Origin of the sequence: Clostridium sp. UBA3061, assembly GCF_002367465.1 — a bacterium.
GTDB lineage: Bacteria > Bacillota > Clostridia > Clostridiales > Clostridiaceae > Clostridium_J > Clostridium_J sulfidigenes.
On the sequence record NZ_DFCF01000008.1, the window covers coordinates 173,638 to 190,105 of the forward strand.

Below are 16,468 nucleotides of genomic sequence, written 5' to 3' on the forward strand. Positions count from 1 at the left end.
AATTTTAGGAGGACTACATAAATGATAAGCCATGGAAGAAACATTAAAATCTTTGCAGGAAACTCATATCCAGAATTAGCTGCTGATATTGCAAACCGCTTAGGGCTTTCTGTTGGAGAAAGTCAAGTTACTACTTTTAGTGATGGTGAGATTGCGGTAAATATTGGAGAAACTGTTAGAGGACTGGACGTATTTGTTATACAGCCAACTAGTGCCCCAGTAAACAATAATTTAATGGAACTTTTAATTATGATTGATGCACTTAAGAGAGCATCAGCAGGAAGAATAACGGCGGTTATTCCTTACTATGGATATGCACGTCAAGACAGAAAGGCAAAGGCAAGAGATCCAATTACAGCAAAATTAGTTGCTGATTTAATTACAGCAGCAGGAGCAGATAGAGTTTTAACTATGGACTTACATGCAGCTCAAATACAAGGATATTTCAATATTCCAGTTGATAATTTAGTGGGTTCACCAATACTAAGTGATTACTTTATAGAAAAAGGATTTAAAGATTGTGATGATGTAGTTGTAGTTTCACCAGATCTTGGTAGTGTTACAAGAGCAAGAAAGTTTGCTGATAAACTAAACGCTCCAATAGCTATTATAGATAAGAGAAGACCAAAGGCTAATGTAGCTGAAGTTATGAATATAATCGGTGAAGTAAAAGGTAAAAAGGTTATACTAATAGATGATATGATAGACACAGCTGGAACTATTTGTAATGGTGCTAATGCTTTAGTTAAAATGGGTGCTACTGAAGTATATGCTTGTTGTTCACATGCTGTACTTTCTGGTCCAGCCATAGAAAGACTAGAAGCATCGGTGATAAAAGAGCTAGTTATGCTTGATAGTATTCATCTACCACAAGAAAAAATGCTTGATAAGATAAAAATATTATCTATAGCACCGTTATTTGCAGAAGCTATTAGAAGAATATATGAAGAAGTTTCTGTAAGCAAGCTTTTTGATGAATAATATTAAATATTATATGTATTCATAATAAGTTTGGACAGTAATTTGGTTTTATTTAGGGGAGGAAGTTTTTCTTCCCCTATTTTTAGTATAAAAAGGAATGTTTTCACCATAACTTTATAAATATTTTGTTAAAAATATTAATTTTAATGAGAAAATACTTGGACTTAAAGTTATTGTTATATAATATTATAAAAGATATTATGTAGAAATTATATTCGTAAATTAAATAAAATATCTTAAGTATTTAGGAGGGATATCAATGGAAGGTAATTTAGGAAAGATATTAGTTGTTGATGATGATAAAAATATATGTGAAGTAATAAAGATGTATTTGGAGAATTCAGGATACCATGTTAAGGTGGCCAATGACGGAAGAGAGGCTCAAGAAGCATTTACTAGTTATAAACCTGATTTAGTGCTTTTAGATGTTATGTTACCATACCTGGATGGCATAGATGTGCTAAAGTGGATAAGAAGGGATAATGAAACACCAGTTATAATGATAACTGCAAAAGGAGAAACTTTTGATAAAGTTTTAGGACTTGAGCTTGGAGCAGATGATTATATAGTAAAACCCTTTGAACCTAAGGAACTTATGGCTAGAGTTAAGGCTGTTCTAAGAAGATATACTGCAGAGGGTGATAGTAAAGAAACATTAACCTTTGATAATTTAGTTATAGATATAAATTCATATAATGTAACATACATGGGACAGGAAATTAAAATGCCACCTAAAGAGTTTGAATTATTACACTTCTTAGCAAGTAATAAAAACAGAGTATTTACAAGAGAACAACTGCTTTGTGAAGTGTGGGGATATGATTATCCAGGAGATTCAAGAACTGTAGATGTTCATGTGAAGAGATTAAGAGAAAAAGTATCAGGAGGAGATAATTGGCAGTTAGAAACTGTTTGGGGAGTTGGATATAAATTTGAGGTGAAATAGATGGTGAAAAATAGCTTATTTTCTAAAATGGTTGTTACTTACACCATTATAATTACAGTAAGTTTTACTATTTTAGCTGCATTTCTTTCCTTTTGGTTTCAAGATTATTTTATAAAGACGAGACAAAGTGATCTTACTAGACAGGCAGATATAATTGAAGGTATTGCAACAAAATATTTAACTGGGGCATCATCATATGAAGAATTAACTACAAATATAAAGTTTATATCAACATATATAAATGATGATATAGTTCTCGTAGATAGTAATGGATATGTTTATTCAGTTACTAACATTAAATATACTCCACTCATAGGGAAACAGATTTTTCATGATGATTTGGAAAATATAAACAATAGTGATTATATAGATGCTTTTAATGAGTATGGAGTTTATATGGATGAGAAAGTATACGTTATGATGAAAGTTGTAAAAGATGCTAAAGGGCAATCTATGGGAGCCACTTTATTTAGTGTATCAACAGATATTTTAGATAAATCACTTTCTAATGTTTATCAAATTATTTGGTTATCTGCAGTTTTCGCTGTAATTGCTTCTTGTATCGTAATTTATTATTTTTCTCAAAAGATGATAGTTAATCCGTTATCAGAAATGAGTGGGGTTGCAAGAAAAATAGCTCAAGGAGATGTAGATAAAAGAGTTGAAATTCATTCTGATGATGAAATGGAGGAGTTTGCAAATGCATTTAATGTGATGGCAGACTCGCTACAAAAGGTAGAACAAAATAGAAAAGAGTTTATTTCAAATGTTTCTCATGAGTTAAGATCTCCAATGACATCTATAAAAGGATTTATAGGTGGAATTTTAGATGGAGTAGTTCCTGATGAAAAGCATAAGTATTATCTAAATATAGCCTATGAAGAAATACAAAGATTAACAAGACTTATTAATGATTTACTTGATTTATCAGCAGTGGAATCGGGTACTTATAAGCTGGAGAAGGTACCTGTGGACATTAATGAAATAGTGAGAATATGCATATTGAGAAATGAAAATAGAATAAGAAATAAAAATTTGGATGTACAGGTATTTTTTGAAGGAAGTGAACTCTGGGTACTTACAGATGGAGATAAAATAACACAAGTTATAACTAATCTTTTAGATAATGCTATTAAATATGGAAAAGAAGATGGATTGATACAAATATCCTGTAGAAAAAAAGGTAAGAAGGCTAATATATCAATTTTTAATGAGGGATCTAATATAGATGAAGAAGATATTAAACATATCTGGGAAAGATTCTATAAAGTTGATAAATCAAGAACACAAAAAGTGAGTACAGGATTAGGGCTCTCTATAGTTAAAAAGATTGTTAGCTTACATGATGAAGAAATATGGGCGTGTAATAAAGAAAATGGAGTTGAATTTATATTTACTTTACAATTAGCAAAGAAGAGTATGTAATAATCTTAAGGAGCTAAGAGGAAGGAGGCTATTATGAGCAATTTTAATGATGATTATAAGGATGTTAAAGCAAAAATAACCTTTAACAAAATTAAGAAAAGACGTAAAGGTAAAATTGTTGCAATTACTATATTTTGCTTATTTGTAGCCTCCTTAGGTGGGGCTGTTACAGCTTTAGTGGTAAACACTGAAAACGAAAATTATTATGTTCAAGGTAATAATAAAGACGAAGAAGTTAATACCACTAATTCAAAGCTTCAATCAGCTGCTCACAAAGCAGCCCAATCTGTTGTTTCAGTTATTAAGGTTATTGCAGATGATAAGTGTATAAAAGAAACTAATGTAGGAGTAGGCGTTGTCATAGAAAATGGACAATATGTTATAACTAGCTATTTAGGTATTGAGGATGCAACCAGTGTTAAAGTGAAGTTACACAATGACATTGTATATAATGCATCTATAATAGGATTTGATAGTATTTATGATATTGCTATGATTAAAATAAATGGAGATGCATTACAACCTATGACTATAGCTAAGAATTCTACTAAGATTGAAAAGGGAGATAGAGTTATTAGTGTAGGAAATCCTCTGGGTAAATCTTTTAATGAAAATATAGAGGTAAGTACGGTGTTAAATACTAGAGAAAATATAGTATTTAAAAATAGAGAAACTAAAGTAGCTGAGTCTTTAAGAATGATAAAGACTTCAGTTATTCCTAAGTTTATCAATACTGGAGCAGCTTTATGTAATTTGGATGGAGAACTTATAGGAGTAAATAATACTACTATGACATATCACAATGAATTTTTAAAAAATAGTTTTTATATTTCCGCAGAGGATCTAGAGCCTATTACCTATGGAATTTTAGATAAGCAAGATTCTCTTATTAACCATATGGGAGTTTATGGGGAAGAGGCTATTTCCCAAAGTGAAAATGGTATTGATGGAGTATATGCAAAGGAAGTTACAAGAAATGGTTTAGCTTATGAAGCTGGAATTAGGCCAACAGATATAATTGTTGAAGTGAATGGTATGAAAGTTAATACTGTCAGTGACATAAATTCTATAATGAGTAAATTTAAAAGTGGAGAGACAATAAAATATAAAGTATTCAAAAATGGTGATTATGTTGACTTTAAAATAAAGATTTCAGAGTAATATATAAAAAGTAGCATTTAGGGATGCTACTTTTATTTTATTTTAGGTAAAACTTCTAGTATAATAGTCAAAGAAGATTATTTTTATGTTAAGAGATATTATGTTATAGAATATATTGGAGGTAATTATGTATTTAGTTGTGGGATTAGGAAATCCGGGAGATAGATATGATAAAACAAGACATAATGTAGGGTTTGATGTAGTTGATATGTGTGAAAAAAAGTATAACTTTAGTATAAATAGGACAAAATTTAAAGGAGTATACGGTGAGAGTAGTATAGCCAATGAAAAGGTTATATTTTTAAAACCTCAAACTTATATGAATTTAAGTGGAGAAAGCGTTAGAAGTATAATAGACTTTTATAAAATACCAGTAGAAAATATTATAGTTATATACGATGATATTAGTCTAGAAGTTGGAAGACTTAGAATAAAGGGAAAAGGAAGTGCAGGCGGTCACAATGGTATTAAGAATATAATTTCTCATTTAGGTACTGATAGTTTTTCAAGGATTAAAGTTGGAATTGGAGAGCCAGCCTATGATTTAGTTGAGTTTGTTACAGGAAGATTCTCTAATGAAGATAGAGAGATTATTGAAAAATCTTTTGAGGCAGCAGTGGATGCAGTATCAGTGATCATAAATGAAGGAATTAATCAAGCAATGAATAAATTTAATTCTTTTAATGCAGGAAAGTAGTAAATAGTTTAAGAGGTGATATTTTGAGACTAAAAGGAGTAATGACACCTTTAAAGTTAAGTAGTGAATATAGAGATATAAAGAGATATATAAATGAGGAAAAGTATCCATTAGGCATACATGGTCTTTCGGAATCTGGTAAGAGCTACTTGCTATATGGTGTTTATGAAGATATAGAAAAAAGTATGCTAGTGCTAACTCATAATGACATGGAAGCTAAAAACATATATGAAGATCTTAGCTTTTATTGTAATGATGTATATTATTTTCCTACGAGTGAGGTAACTTTTTACAATGTAGAAGCTGTATCAGGGGACTTGAGATGGGAGAGGCTGAAAGTATTAAATAAGATTCTTCATGAGGGAAAATGTATTGTTGTAACTTCTATCGAGGCTTTAGCAGCATCCTATGCTCCTGTAGAGCTATTCAAGAAATTTTCATTTGAAATTTCTTTAGAAAGTACCATAGACATAAGAGCGTTGAGCGAAAAACTTGTACAATGTGGTTACGAAAGGTGTAGTGTTGTAGAAAACATAGGTCAATTTTCAGTTAGAGGGGGGATTATAGATGTTTATCCTCCTATTAGTAGCATGCCATTTAGGATTGAGCTTTTTGATGATGAAGTTGATTCCATAAGAACTTTTAATAAAGACAATCAAAGAAGTATAGATAAAGTAGATAAAGTAGAAATATTTCCAGCTAAAGAGATAATTCTTACAGAAGGGGTTATAAATCTTGCAAAAGAAGAAATTAGAAAGGAATTAGATGGAGCTATATCAAGATTTAATAAATCTAAAGATAAGGATGCTTTAGAAAGAATAAATTCTACGGTTAAGACAAATTTGGAGAGTCTTGAAGAAACTTGGACCTTTGAAACTATTGATAGCTATATTCCTTATTTTTATAAAAATAAAACTACATTTTTAGACTACTTTAAGGATAGTTTAGTTGTAGTGGATGATGTAAATAGGGCTATGGGTAAGTTGGATAGTGTATACTTTGAATTTGAAGAGAATTATGAAAATTTTCTAAGTAGAGGTAACATTTTACCGAAACAAGGAGAACTACTAATACCTAAAGAAATGATTGGAGAAATTTTAGAAGTGAGTAAAACTATAACTTTACAGAGTTTAGGAACTGCTTCTAATGCATTAAAACCAAGAAATTTAATAGCATTTTCTCAGATTACAATTCATGATTATCATGGACAGTTAGACATGCTTATTGAAGATATAATAGAGAAAAAGAAAAAAGGATATAGAACTTTAATTTTATCTGGTACAAGAACAAGGGGAGAAAGATTAATTGACACTTTAAGAGATAGAGGGATAGAAGCTACTTATAAAGACCTAGTTTCTAGCATTCAGCAAGGGGAAGTAGTGGTGACCTTTGGAAGTTCTATTAAAGGATTTGAGTATCCTGATTTAAAGGTATGTGTTATATCAGACTCCGAAGTTTTCGGTCAATCTAAGAGGAAAGCCACAAGAAGAACTACTAAAAAAGGTGCAGGAAAAATAAAAAGCTTTACTGATTTAAAGCTTGGTGATTATGTGGTACATGTGAACCATGGAGTTGGTGTATATAAGGGTATTAATCAATTAGATGTACAGGGAAATAAAAAAGATTATTTGGTTTTAGAATATAATTCAGGAGATACTTTATATGTCCCTGTAGAGCAATTAGATTTAGTACAAAAATATATTGGCAGTGAAGGCAAATCACCCAAAATAAATAAATTAGGTGGAAGTGAATGGGCAAAGGCTAGAAGTAAAGTAAAAAAATCTGTTGAAGATATTGCTGAAGATTTGGTTAAGCTTTATGCTATCAGAAATACTTTAAAGGGGCATAAATATGCCAAGGACACCCCTTGGCAAAGTCAGTTTGAAGGAGAATTTCCATATGAGGAAACCCCGGATCAGTTAACTGCAATTGAAGATATTAAAAAAGATATGGAAAGCGATAAACCTATGGATAGGCTTCTTTGTGGGGATGTTGGATATGGGAAAACCGAGGTTGCGCTTAGAGCTGCCTTTAAGTGTGTTATGGATGGAAAACAGGTAGCTATATTAGTACCTACTACAATACTAGCAGAGCAACACTATAAAAATATGTTAAAAAGGTTTTCAGATTTTCCTATTAAAATAGGAATGATTAGCAGATTTAGAACTGCGTCTCAAGTTAAAGAAACTTTAAATGCTCTAAGAGAAGGAAATTTAGATATTATAGTAGGTACTCATAAGTTGCTTCAAAAGAGTGTGGTATTTAAGGATCTAGGTTTATTAATTGTAGACGAAGAGCAAAGATTTGGGGTTAGTCACAAGGAGAAGATTAAGGAAATAAAGAAAAACATAGATGTATTAACTTTAAGTGCTACTCCTATTCCTAGAACCCTACACATGTCTTTAACAGGAGTGAGGGATATAAGTATAATAGAAACTCCTCCTGAAGAAAGATATCCTATTCAAACTTACGTTGTAGAATTTAATGATCAACTTATAAGAGATGCAATAATTAGGGAAATGAATAGGGGAGGACAAGTATTTTTTGTATATAATAGGGTTGAAACTATAAGTGATATGGCAACATATTTGCAAAAGTTGGTCCCAGAAGCTAGAGTTGCTATAGGTCATGGTCAGATGACCGAAAGAGAATTGGAAAAGGTAATTATAGATTTTGTAGATAAAAAATACGATATACTTTTAAGTACAACTATAGTAGAGACTGGTATAGACATTCAGAATGCAAATACTATGATAATAGCAAATGCAGATAAGATGGGATTATCTCAACTATATCAATTAAGGGGAAGAGTAGGGAGAACCAATAGAATAGCATATGCTTACTTTACTTATACTAAGGATAAGGTTTTAACAGAGGTTGCAGAAAAAAGATTAAAGGCAATAAAAGACTTTACAGAATTAGGCTCAGGATTAAAGATAGCTATGAGAGATTTAGAAATAAGAGGTGCAGGGAATATAATGGGAGCAGCTCAATGTGGTCATATGTCTGCTGTTGGATATGACTTATATTGCAGAATGCTTGAAGATGCAGTAAGCATTGTAAAAGGTGAAGTAGATAAGGAACCTATTGAAACTACAGTAGATATGAAAATTGATGCATATATTCCTAGTAACTATATACAGGATGAAACTCAAAAAATTCAAGTATATAAAAAGATTGCATCTATTGAATCCTATGAGCATATGTTAGAGGTTATTGAGGAGATTGAAGATAGATACTCTAATATTCCAGAAAGTGTTTATAATTTAATGAATATAGCTTATTTAAAGGCAATTGCTAGAGAAATTGGGGTTTTAGAGATAAAGGATACTGGAATTCAAGTACAGATAACCTTTAAAGACAAGTCATACTTAACTTCTGAAATGGTAAAATATATACTAGACAATTATAAGAGACAAATCACATTTAAAATGGGAGATGTTCCAGTTCTAGTGTATAAGAGTAAGGATATTAATAAAAAGGAGCTATTAGATATACTTATAAATATTATTAAGGATTTATCAACAATGAGTAAATAGATTTAGCTACTATTTATTTAATAGTATTTTTATGGTAAAATTGAATAGCAATAATAACTAAAAAAACCGAATGGAGGATAATAAATTGATAAAATTAAAGAAGATTTTAGCTGGTCTAATGGCGTCTACACTAATGCTTTCAGCAGTGGGGTGTGGAATGATAGAAAAAACAGAGGCAGGTATTAATAAGACAGTAGTTGCTAAGGTTTATAAAGAAAAGATAACCTTAGGAGAAGTGGACAGTAGGTTAAGTACGGTTTATGAGCAAGTAAAGGCTCAGTACGGAGAAAATTATAAAGAAAATTCAGAGGCTATGGAATATATAAAGAAGCAAAGATTAAGTATACTAGATACTATGGTTAACGATATTGTCATAAAAAATAATGGTGAAAAGCTTGGAGTAGTGCCTTCTGATGAAGAAGTTCAGACTAAGGCTAAAGAGAAACTTGATGAGATAAAGAAATCCTTTAAAACTGATGAAGAGTATAAAAGTGCTCTTAAAACAGCTGGAGTTACAGAAGAGAGCTTCTTAGAAGAATTAAAACCAGCAGTAATATCTAATGCTGTATATGAAGAGGTAGTTAAAGATGTTACTGTTACAGATGATGAAATAAAGACTTATTATGATAGTAATCCAAATTCATATACTGAAAGTCCTAATAAAGTTAGGCCAGCACACATACTAGTTAAGACAGAAGAAGAAGCTAAAGACGTAATTGCAAGATTAGATAAAGGTGAAGATTTTGCTAAGCTTGCTACTGAAAAAGGTACAGATGCTACAAAGGACAAAGGTGGAGACTTAGATTGGATTGAATATACTAGCAATCAGTATGATAAAACTTTCTTAATGGCAGCTATAAGTCTTAAGAAAGGGGAATATACTAAGGCTCCTATATCAACTCAATTTGGATTTCATGTTATAAAGTGCTTAGATAAAGAAGAGTATCCTGTTAAGCCTTTAGAAGATGTTAAAGGAGCGATTAAGGATGTTCTATTAGAACAAAATAAATATAATGTGTGGGTAGAAAAAGTAACTGCTTGGCAAGAAGAAGCTAAAATAAAATTATATGAAGATAAACTAAGTTAATAATTGGTAGAAAGAGATTGATGTCATATTTGGCATTAATCTTTTTTTATTTTTTATTAATGAAAAAATTTCTAGGATGTATAAAATTTGAGTTAAGAAGGATAATAATAGCATTAATACTATTTACATAAATAAGGAGGATATTTAATGAAAGCTACAGGAATAGTAAGAAGAATAGATGACTTAGGTCGTGTTGTAATACCAAAAGAAATTAGAAGGACATTAAGAATTAGAGAAGGAGATCCGCTGGAAATATTTACAGATAGAGAAGGGGGAGTTATATTAAAAAAATATTCACCAATAGAAGAATTGAGTGAGTTTTCTAAGGAATATAGTGAAGCGCTACATCAAACTATTGGTAATATAGTGATAATTTGTGATAAAGACTCAATCATATCTGTAAGTGGTGGGACAAAGAAAGATTATTTAGATAAAAAGATTAGTAATGAAGTAGATAAAATTATGGAAATGCGTAAGGCTACTCTTCTAGATAAAAACTCTCAGGGACTAATACCTATATGTGATGGAGAGACAGCAGATGAATATACAACACAAGTTGTAGCACCAATAATTGCAGAGGGAGATACTGTAGGTACAGTAATTATAGTTTCAAAAGAAAATGTAAAGTTTGGAGAACTAGAGTTAAAGCTTGCGGAAACAGCAGCTTCATTCTTAGGAAAACAAATGGAACAGTAAATGTTAAAAAGCATAAATATCTATAAGATAAAATTAAATAAAGAGTATAATATGTAATTATTGCCATAGGATTGATATTAATCACATCTTATGGCAGATTTTTTATTGTTAAAGAAGTTAAAGTTAATTGATATTAGGTATATATTATATGCATTAAGTAATAAAATGTTTCTCATCAAAATACTTATTAACTATACAAAGTATTTTAGGAGGAAGTATGAAAAAACAATCGCTTTTAAAAGGAACTATGATTTTAGGAATAGCTACTATTTTTGCACGATTTTTAGGTTTGTTTTTTAGAATACCAATACAAGGATTAATTGGTGACCAAGGGATGGGATATTATCAGATGTCATACCCTATATATATGACTTTTGTAGCAATAGCATCAGGAGTACCTATTGCTATGTCAAAATTAATATCAGAGTATAATGCACGCAACGATACCAATGCTGTTAAACAGGTACTTAAGGATACTCTTAAAATAATGATTCCACTTGGGATAATAATATCATTTTTAATGTTGTACTTTGGAGATAATATTATAAATATCTTAAGGTGGGATAATAAGTCATATCAATCCTTTATGATTATATCTTCAGCACCTATATTTGTATGTATTATGTGTACATTTAAAGGATATTTCCAGGGACTTCAGAATATGAATAATACTGCAATATCTCAAATTATAGAACAGATAGGTAGGGTAGTTTTTGGCGTTATATGTGCATATTTATTACTTCCTAAAGGAATTGAATATGCAGCAGCAGGAGCCGCATTTGGAACGGTAGCTGGAGGATTGCTGGGAAGCATTTACTTGGTAATAAAATATTTATTTGTTAGATCAAAGTCTTATAAATTAAAAGTGAAAAGGAGTAATAAAATACTATCAAACTTAGTACAAGCAGCATTTCCTATATCCGTAGGAGCTGCAGTTGGAACTATTATGGCTTTAATTGATTCTATAATAGTACCTCAAAGACTCTTGTTAGCAGGTTATACTATTCAAGAAAGTGCCATATTATATGGTCAATTTACAGGTAAGGCTATGACTCTTCAAAATATCCCACTGGCACTTTCTATTGCTCTATGTTCAGCTTTAGTACCTATAATATCAGAGGTATATTCTATGCATAATCAAAATGAATTATACAGAAGGGTAAACATGGTATTTAAGTTATCTTTTGTTATAGGTATTCCAAGTGCATTAGGGTTATTTTATCTTTCAAAACCTATTATGGGATTAGTGTTTATGGGGGATGTAGCAGGGCATGAAATACTTAAATTATTATCTTTATCAATACCATTAATTATAATAACACAGACTACTACATCGCTTTTACAAAGTTGTGGTAGATATATGAAACCGGTATATTATCTTGCTATAGGGTGTCTATTTAAGGTAGTCATTACCTATGTTTTAGTAAGTAACTCTAGATTTAATATATATGGTGCAATAATTGGAAGTATAGTTGGATATGCAGTAACTAGCATTTTAAACTTGAAAGAGGTTAAAAAATTGCTCAAAGTAAAGATAAACCTATATGAAGTAGTTATAAAACCTTTATTTGTGTCATTAATTATGATAATATCTGTTGTTTTTATATATAATAATGTCTATAATTATACACAGAGTAATGGAATATCTTGCTTAATAGCTATTTTCCTTGGTGTAGTAATATTTGGAATACTATCGATTGTATTTAAAATATTTACCATTGAAGATATAAAGGGAAAGCTCATTAAAAACTAAAAGAGGAGTAGATTCAAATGATTACAGTGGTTGGTTTAGGACCTGGTTCTAAAGATGCTTTAACCATAGGTGTACTAGAAATTTTGAAAAGTAATAAAAATATATACTTTAGAACAGAAAAACATCCTAATGTTAAATACTTAGAATCTATGGGTGTAAAGTTTAATACCTATGATAATTTTTATGAAGAATATAATAATTTTGATCATATATACAAGGCAATTGCAGAGGATCTTATAAAAATTTATCAGCAAGAAGGAGACTTAGTATATGCAGTTCCAGGTCATCCCTTAGTTGCAGAAAAATCTGTAACTATATTATTAGAACTCTGCAAGGAGAATGGAATAGAAGCTAGATTAATGCCATCAGTAAGCTTTGTAGATGCAGTTATAGAGAGCTTAAGGATTGATCCAATAGAAGGGGTAAAAATAATAGATGCCTTTGATATAAGGGAACAGGTTATGGATAAGAGATTAGGAGTAATAATAACCCAGGTGTATAACAAATTTATTGCTTCTGAAGTGAAGTTAGCTCTATGTGAATATTATAGTGATGATAGTGATATATACTTTGTAAGAGCAGCAGGCATACAAGGAGAAGAAAGTATAAGAAAAATTAAACTATATGATTTAGATAGACAAGAGGATATTGATTACTTAACTTCCATATATATTCCTAAAGATCTTAAAGGTCCTAAAGATTTTAAGGATTTAATTAATGTGATGTCTACTCTTAGGAGTGAAAATGGATGTATGTGGGACTTAGAACAAACTCATGAATCTTTAAAAAGAGGTTTAGTTGAGGAATGTTATGAAGTTATTGAAGCTATAGACGAAATGGACGATAATAAACTTATTGAGGAGTTAGGAGATGTACTTTTTCAAGTAATATTCCACGCTCAAATTGGTAAGGAGGAGGGTTATTTCAACATAAATGATGTAGTAGCAGCTATAACTGAAAAAATGATACGTAGGCATCCACATATATTTTCAGATGTAAGAGTTAAAAATACAGATGAAATATTGGAGAATTGGGATGAAATTAAAGTTAAAGAAAAGAAATTTACTAGCTATACCGATGAATTAAAGCATGTTCCACGTTGTATGCCCGGACTTATTAGAGCAGAAAAGGTTCAAAAAAAGGCTGGTAAGGTAGGGTTTGACTGGGATGACGTAGAACTAGCTATGGAGAAAGTTATAGAAGAATTACAAGAGATAAAAGATGTATATAAAAATTCAGATGTGTCAAAAATACAGGAAGAGGTAGGAGATTTAATCTTTGCCACAGTAAATATTGCAAGACTTCTTGACATTGACCCAGAATTTGCAGTAAATTATACTATAGATAAATTTATAAAACGCTTCCAATTTATTGAGGAATCTGGCATTAAAAAGGGTATTGACATGAAAGAAATGACATTAGAAGAAATGGAAACCCTTTGGAGTGAATCTAAAAAGTATAATTTATCAACAAAAAGATAAATTTTTTTCAAAAAAAAGAAGGATTCTAGGTAACTTGTAAGAATATTGTAAGTATTATTTTATGTAATTAAAATATAAATTACGTAAAATTAACATTAAGGAGGTACTATTGTGAACAAATCAGAATTAATAGCAAAAATGGCTGAAAAGTCAGGACTAACAAAAAAAGATAACGAGGCGGTATTAAAAGCATTTATAGAGAGTGTTGAAGAGGCTCTTGAAGGTGGAGAGAAAGTTCAACTAGTTGGATTTGGTACTTTTGAAACTAGAGAAAGAGCTGCTAGAGTAGGAAGAAATCCAAGAACAAAAGAAGAAATACAAATACCAGCATCTAAAGTTCCTGTTTTCAAAGTTGGAAAAGAATTTAAAGACATAGTAAATAAATAATTACTTGAAAAAGCCTAGAAATGTTCTGGGTTTTTTCTTCTATTCAAAGGGATACAGGATAAAGTATAATTTCATTAAAATTTTTATATAGTTTAAGGAGGCAACTATGAGATTAGATAAATATTTAAAGGTTTCTAGAATAATTAAAAGAAGAACTGTTGCTAAAGATGTATGTGAAAATGGTAGAGTATCCATAAATGGAAAAGTAGCAAAACCAAGTACTACTATAAAAGAAGATGATATAATAGAAATTCAATTTGCTAATCAATTATTAAAAGCGAGAATTATAAATATTGCTAATCATGTTAATAAAGAAGAGGCTAAGAATATGTATGAAATAATCAGTGGGGAAGAGGATAAGGAATAAATAGAAGCATAAAATATTTTTTAATGAATATATCTTTATAGAAAGCTAATATATTTTTAGGTTTAAGGGGGATATTATGGAACCAAATAAAGATATGTCATTAGAAAATAAAAAGAGTTTTATTGCGTTAGAAAATAGAAAAAAGATGACTTTAGATGGAGTTTTAGAAATATTAAGCTTCAATGATGAACAGATACTTATAATAACTGTGTTGGGAGATATGGATATCAGAGGTGAAGAGTTAAAGATGACCAAGCTAGATGTTCAAAATGGAGATGTGGTAATAACGGGGAAAATATCTTATGTAGTATATACAAGTGAAGAAAAGAGACCAAAGAAGCGAAATAGCATTGTTTCTAAAATATTTAGGTGATTGAGTTATGATATTTGATATGGGTAGGCAAATAGCATTGTTTATATTCTCCTTACTTAGTGGAATGCTAGTTGGTATTTTCTTTGATGTATATAGAGTAATAAGAGGTTTTGAAGAGCCAGGAACCATCATAACAGCAATACAGGATATGCTATTCTGGATATTAACTGGCATTATAGTATTTATTTTTATGATGTATACAAACTATGCTTACATGAGCTTTAATGTGTTTGTATATAATTTAATTGGATTATTTATATACTTTAAACTATTTAGTAATATATTTATATTAGCATACGGAAGCATATTAAATGCCATATTAACATTTTTTAGAGTAATATTTTATTATATATTCTATCCTATAAGAATTATTTTCAGCAAAATAACAAAAAAAATATAAAATTTATAATATTAAGGGTTGAAGAAAATAAAAATTCAAATTACAATATAGCTATAGGTTAATTTGACTACTTGAAAATAAAACCTATGACATGTTACTATTTGTAATAAGGAAGGAAAATCGATATGAAGAAATTCAGCATAAAAAAGATAGGTCTTTTACTTATAGCTCTTTACGTAGGCTTTACATTTATAAATCAACAAATAATAATGTTTAGACAACATAAAGATATTGATAACTATACTTCGGAGTTACAAGCAGCACAAGAAAAGAATCAAAAGTTACAGGATGAGATTAAACTATCACAAGATAGTCGGTATATAGAAAAACTTGCAAGGGAAAAGCTTGGGTTAATTAAAGAAGGAGAATCTCCTGTAATAGACAGTAAATAAAGTGAAAATTACTATGACTAATTATTATTAGTTATAGTATATATAAATTTAAATTATAAATTTAAGGAGGGTCTTTTCAATATGACCTTAAAGGCTGGAAGCATTATAGAAGGTAAAGTAGTTAATATCACAAACTTTGGTGCATTTGTTGAAGTGGAAGGGAAAACAGGCTTAGTTCATATATCGGAAGTATCTGATGTATTTGTTAAGAATGTACATGATCATTTAAAAGAAAATGATGTGGTTAAAGTTAAAGTCATTTCTGTAGATGATAATGGTAAGATGAGCTTATCCATAAAGCAAGCTGGTACACCAAAAAAATCTTTTAAACCCGTAGATATAGATTGGGAAAAGGAAAAATCTAAAACTACAAGTTCAGGAAGTTTTGAAGACAGGATGTCAAAATTCTTAAAAGATAGTGAAGAAAGATTTCAAGATCTTAAAAAACACCAAGATGGTGGAAAAGGTAGAGGATATAGCAGAAAAGGATATAATTAAGCTTTATACCGAAAGGATTAAAGAGTGCTTTTTAAGCACTCTTATTTATTTTAATGTCAGTTAAATTAAACCCTAGCTTTTTTAACATTTAGTTATAATAAGTGAAGAAGAAATAAATAAAAAATATAAAAAACTATATAAATACTGTTGACATAGTTAATAATATACCATATAATAAATATTGTCGCTGAAAGGTGATGACACAAATGCTGGAGTGGCGGAACTGGCAGACGCACAGGACTTAAAATCCTGCGGTGGTTAAACACCGTACCGGTTCGATTCCGG

Annotated in this window: 16 protein-coding genes and 1 tRNA gene (1 of these 17 cut by a window edge); all 17 read left to right on the plus strand. The window is 30.2% G+C overall.

The features are described from left to right. Window positions 1–21: 21 nt before the first annotated feature. Window positions 22–981, plus strand: coding sequence for a ribose-phosphate diphosphokinase (locus B2P65_RS07185; RefSeq protein ID WP_035132514.1), 960 nt, complete (start codon window positions 22–24; stop codon window positions 979–981). Between the two features lie 259 nt (window positions 982–1,240). Then, window positions 1,241–1,927, plus strand: coding sequence for a response regulator transcription factor (locus B2P65_RS07190; protein WP_346870894.1), 687 nt, complete (start codon window positions 1,241–1,243; stop codon window positions 1,925–1,927). Window positions 1,928–1,930: 3 nt separating this feature from the next. Next, window positions 1,931–3,352 (plus strand): HAMP domain-containing sensor histidine kinase, encoded by a 1,422-nt coding sequence (locus B2P65_RS07195; protein ID WP_346848874.1) that lies wholly within the window; start codon window positions 1,931–1,933, stop codon window positions 3,350–3,352. Window positions 3,353–3,385: 33 nt separating this feature from the next. Next, window positions 3,386–4,513 carry a S1C family serine protease gene (locus B2P65_RS07200; protein WP_346848839.1) on the plus strand — a complete coding sequence of 376 codons (1,128 nt, stop codon included), beginning with the start codon at window positions 3,386–3,388 and terminating at the stop codon, window positions 4,511–4,513. 127 nt (window positions 4,514–4,640) lie between these two features. Further along, window positions 4,641–5,210, plus strand: a complete 570-nt coding sequence (pth, locus tag B2P65_RS07205; protein WP_346848840.1) for an aminoacyl-tRNA hydrolase — start codon at window positions 4,641–4,643, stop codon at window positions 5,208–5,210. A gap of 23 nt (window positions 5,211–5,233) precedes the next feature. Beyond that, the gene (gene mfd / locus B2P65_RS07210) at window positions 5,234–8,749 is read left to right on the plus strand and encodes a transcription-repair coupling factor (protein ID WP_346848841.1); all 3,516 of its coding nucleotides are present in this window, start codon (window positions 5,234–5,236) and stop codon (window positions 8,747–8,749) included. 85 nt (window positions 8,750–8,834) lie between these two features. Then, complete coding sequence (locus tag B2P65_RS07215) at window positions 8,835–9,836, plus strand: peptidylprolyl isomerase (protein ID WP_346848842.1); 1,002 nt, start codon at window positions 8,835–8,837, stop codon at window positions 9,834–9,836. Window positions 9,837–9,983: 147 nt separating this feature from the next. Further along, the gene (gene spoVT, locus B2P65_RS07220; RefSeq protein WP_035132504.1) at window positions 9,984–10,532 is read left to right on the plus strand and encodes a stage V sporulation protein T; all 549 of its coding nucleotides are present in this window, start codon (window positions 9,984–9,986) and stop codon (window positions 10,530–10,532) included. Window positions 10,533–10,749: 217 nt separating this feature from the next. Further along, entirely contained in the window at window positions 10,750–12,285 is a 1,536-nt protein-coding gene (locus B2P65_RS07225; protein ID WP_346876359.1) for a polysaccharide biosynthesis protein, read from the plus strand. Between the two features lie 17 nt (window positions 12,286–12,302). Then, on the plus strand, window positions 12,303–13,766 hold the full coding sequence (gene mazG, locus B2P65_RS07230; protein ID WP_346876360.1) for a nucleoside triphosphate pyrophosphohydrolase: 1,464 nt from the start codon (window positions 12,303–12,305) through the stop codon (window positions 13,764–13,766). 111 nt (window positions 13,767–13,877) lie between these two features. After that, window positions 13,878–14,153 carry an HU family DNA-binding protein gene (locus tag B2P65_RS07235; RefSeq protein ID WP_035132498.1) on the plus strand — a complete coding sequence of 92 codons (276 nt, stop codon included), beginning with the start codon at window positions 13,878–13,880 and terminating at the stop codon, window positions 14,151–14,153. 106 nt (window positions 14,154–14,259) lie between these two features. Further along, window positions 14,260–14,520: an RNA-binding S4 domain-containing protein gene (locus B2P65_RS07240; protein ID WP_346848845.1), complete on the plus strand. Its 261-nt coding sequence runs from the start codon at window positions 14,260–14,262 to the stop codon at window positions 14,518–14,520. A 76-nt stretch (window positions 14,521–14,596) separates the two neighbouring features. After that, window positions 14,597–14,893 carry a sporulation protein YabP gene (yabP, locus tag B2P65_RS07245; protein ID WP_346848846.1) on the plus strand — a complete coding sequence of 99 codons (297 nt, stop codon included), beginning with the start codon at window positions 14,597–14,599 and terminating at the stop codon, window positions 14,891–14,893. A gap of 7 nt (window positions 14,894–14,900) precedes the next feature. Continuing rightward, window positions 14,901–15,293 carry a spore cortex biosynthesis protein YabQ gene (gene yabQ, locus B2P65_RS07250; RefSeq protein ID WP_035132492.1) on the plus strand — a complete coding sequence of 131 codons (393 nt, stop codon included), beginning with the start codon at window positions 14,901–14,903 and terminating at the stop codon, window positions 15,291–15,293. Window positions 15,294–15,418: 125 nt separating this feature from the next. Further along, window positions 15,419–15,685: an FtsB family cell division protein gene (locus B2P65_RS07255; RefSeq protein ID WP_035132490.1), complete on the plus strand. Its 267-nt coding sequence runs from the start codon at window positions 15,419–15,421 to the stop codon at window positions 15,683–15,685. An 81-nt stretch (window positions 15,686–15,766) separates the two neighbouring features. Next, on the plus strand, window positions 15,767–16,183 hold the full coding sequence (locus B2P65_RS07260; protein ID WP_035132487.1) for a S1 domain-containing RNA-binding protein: 417 nt from the start codon (window positions 15,767–15,769) through the stop codon (window positions 16,181–16,183). 208 nt (window positions 16,184–16,391) lie between these two features. Continuing rightward, window positions 16,392–16,468, plus strand: a tRNA-Leu gene (locus B2P65_RS07265); it runs 62 nt beyond the window's last position.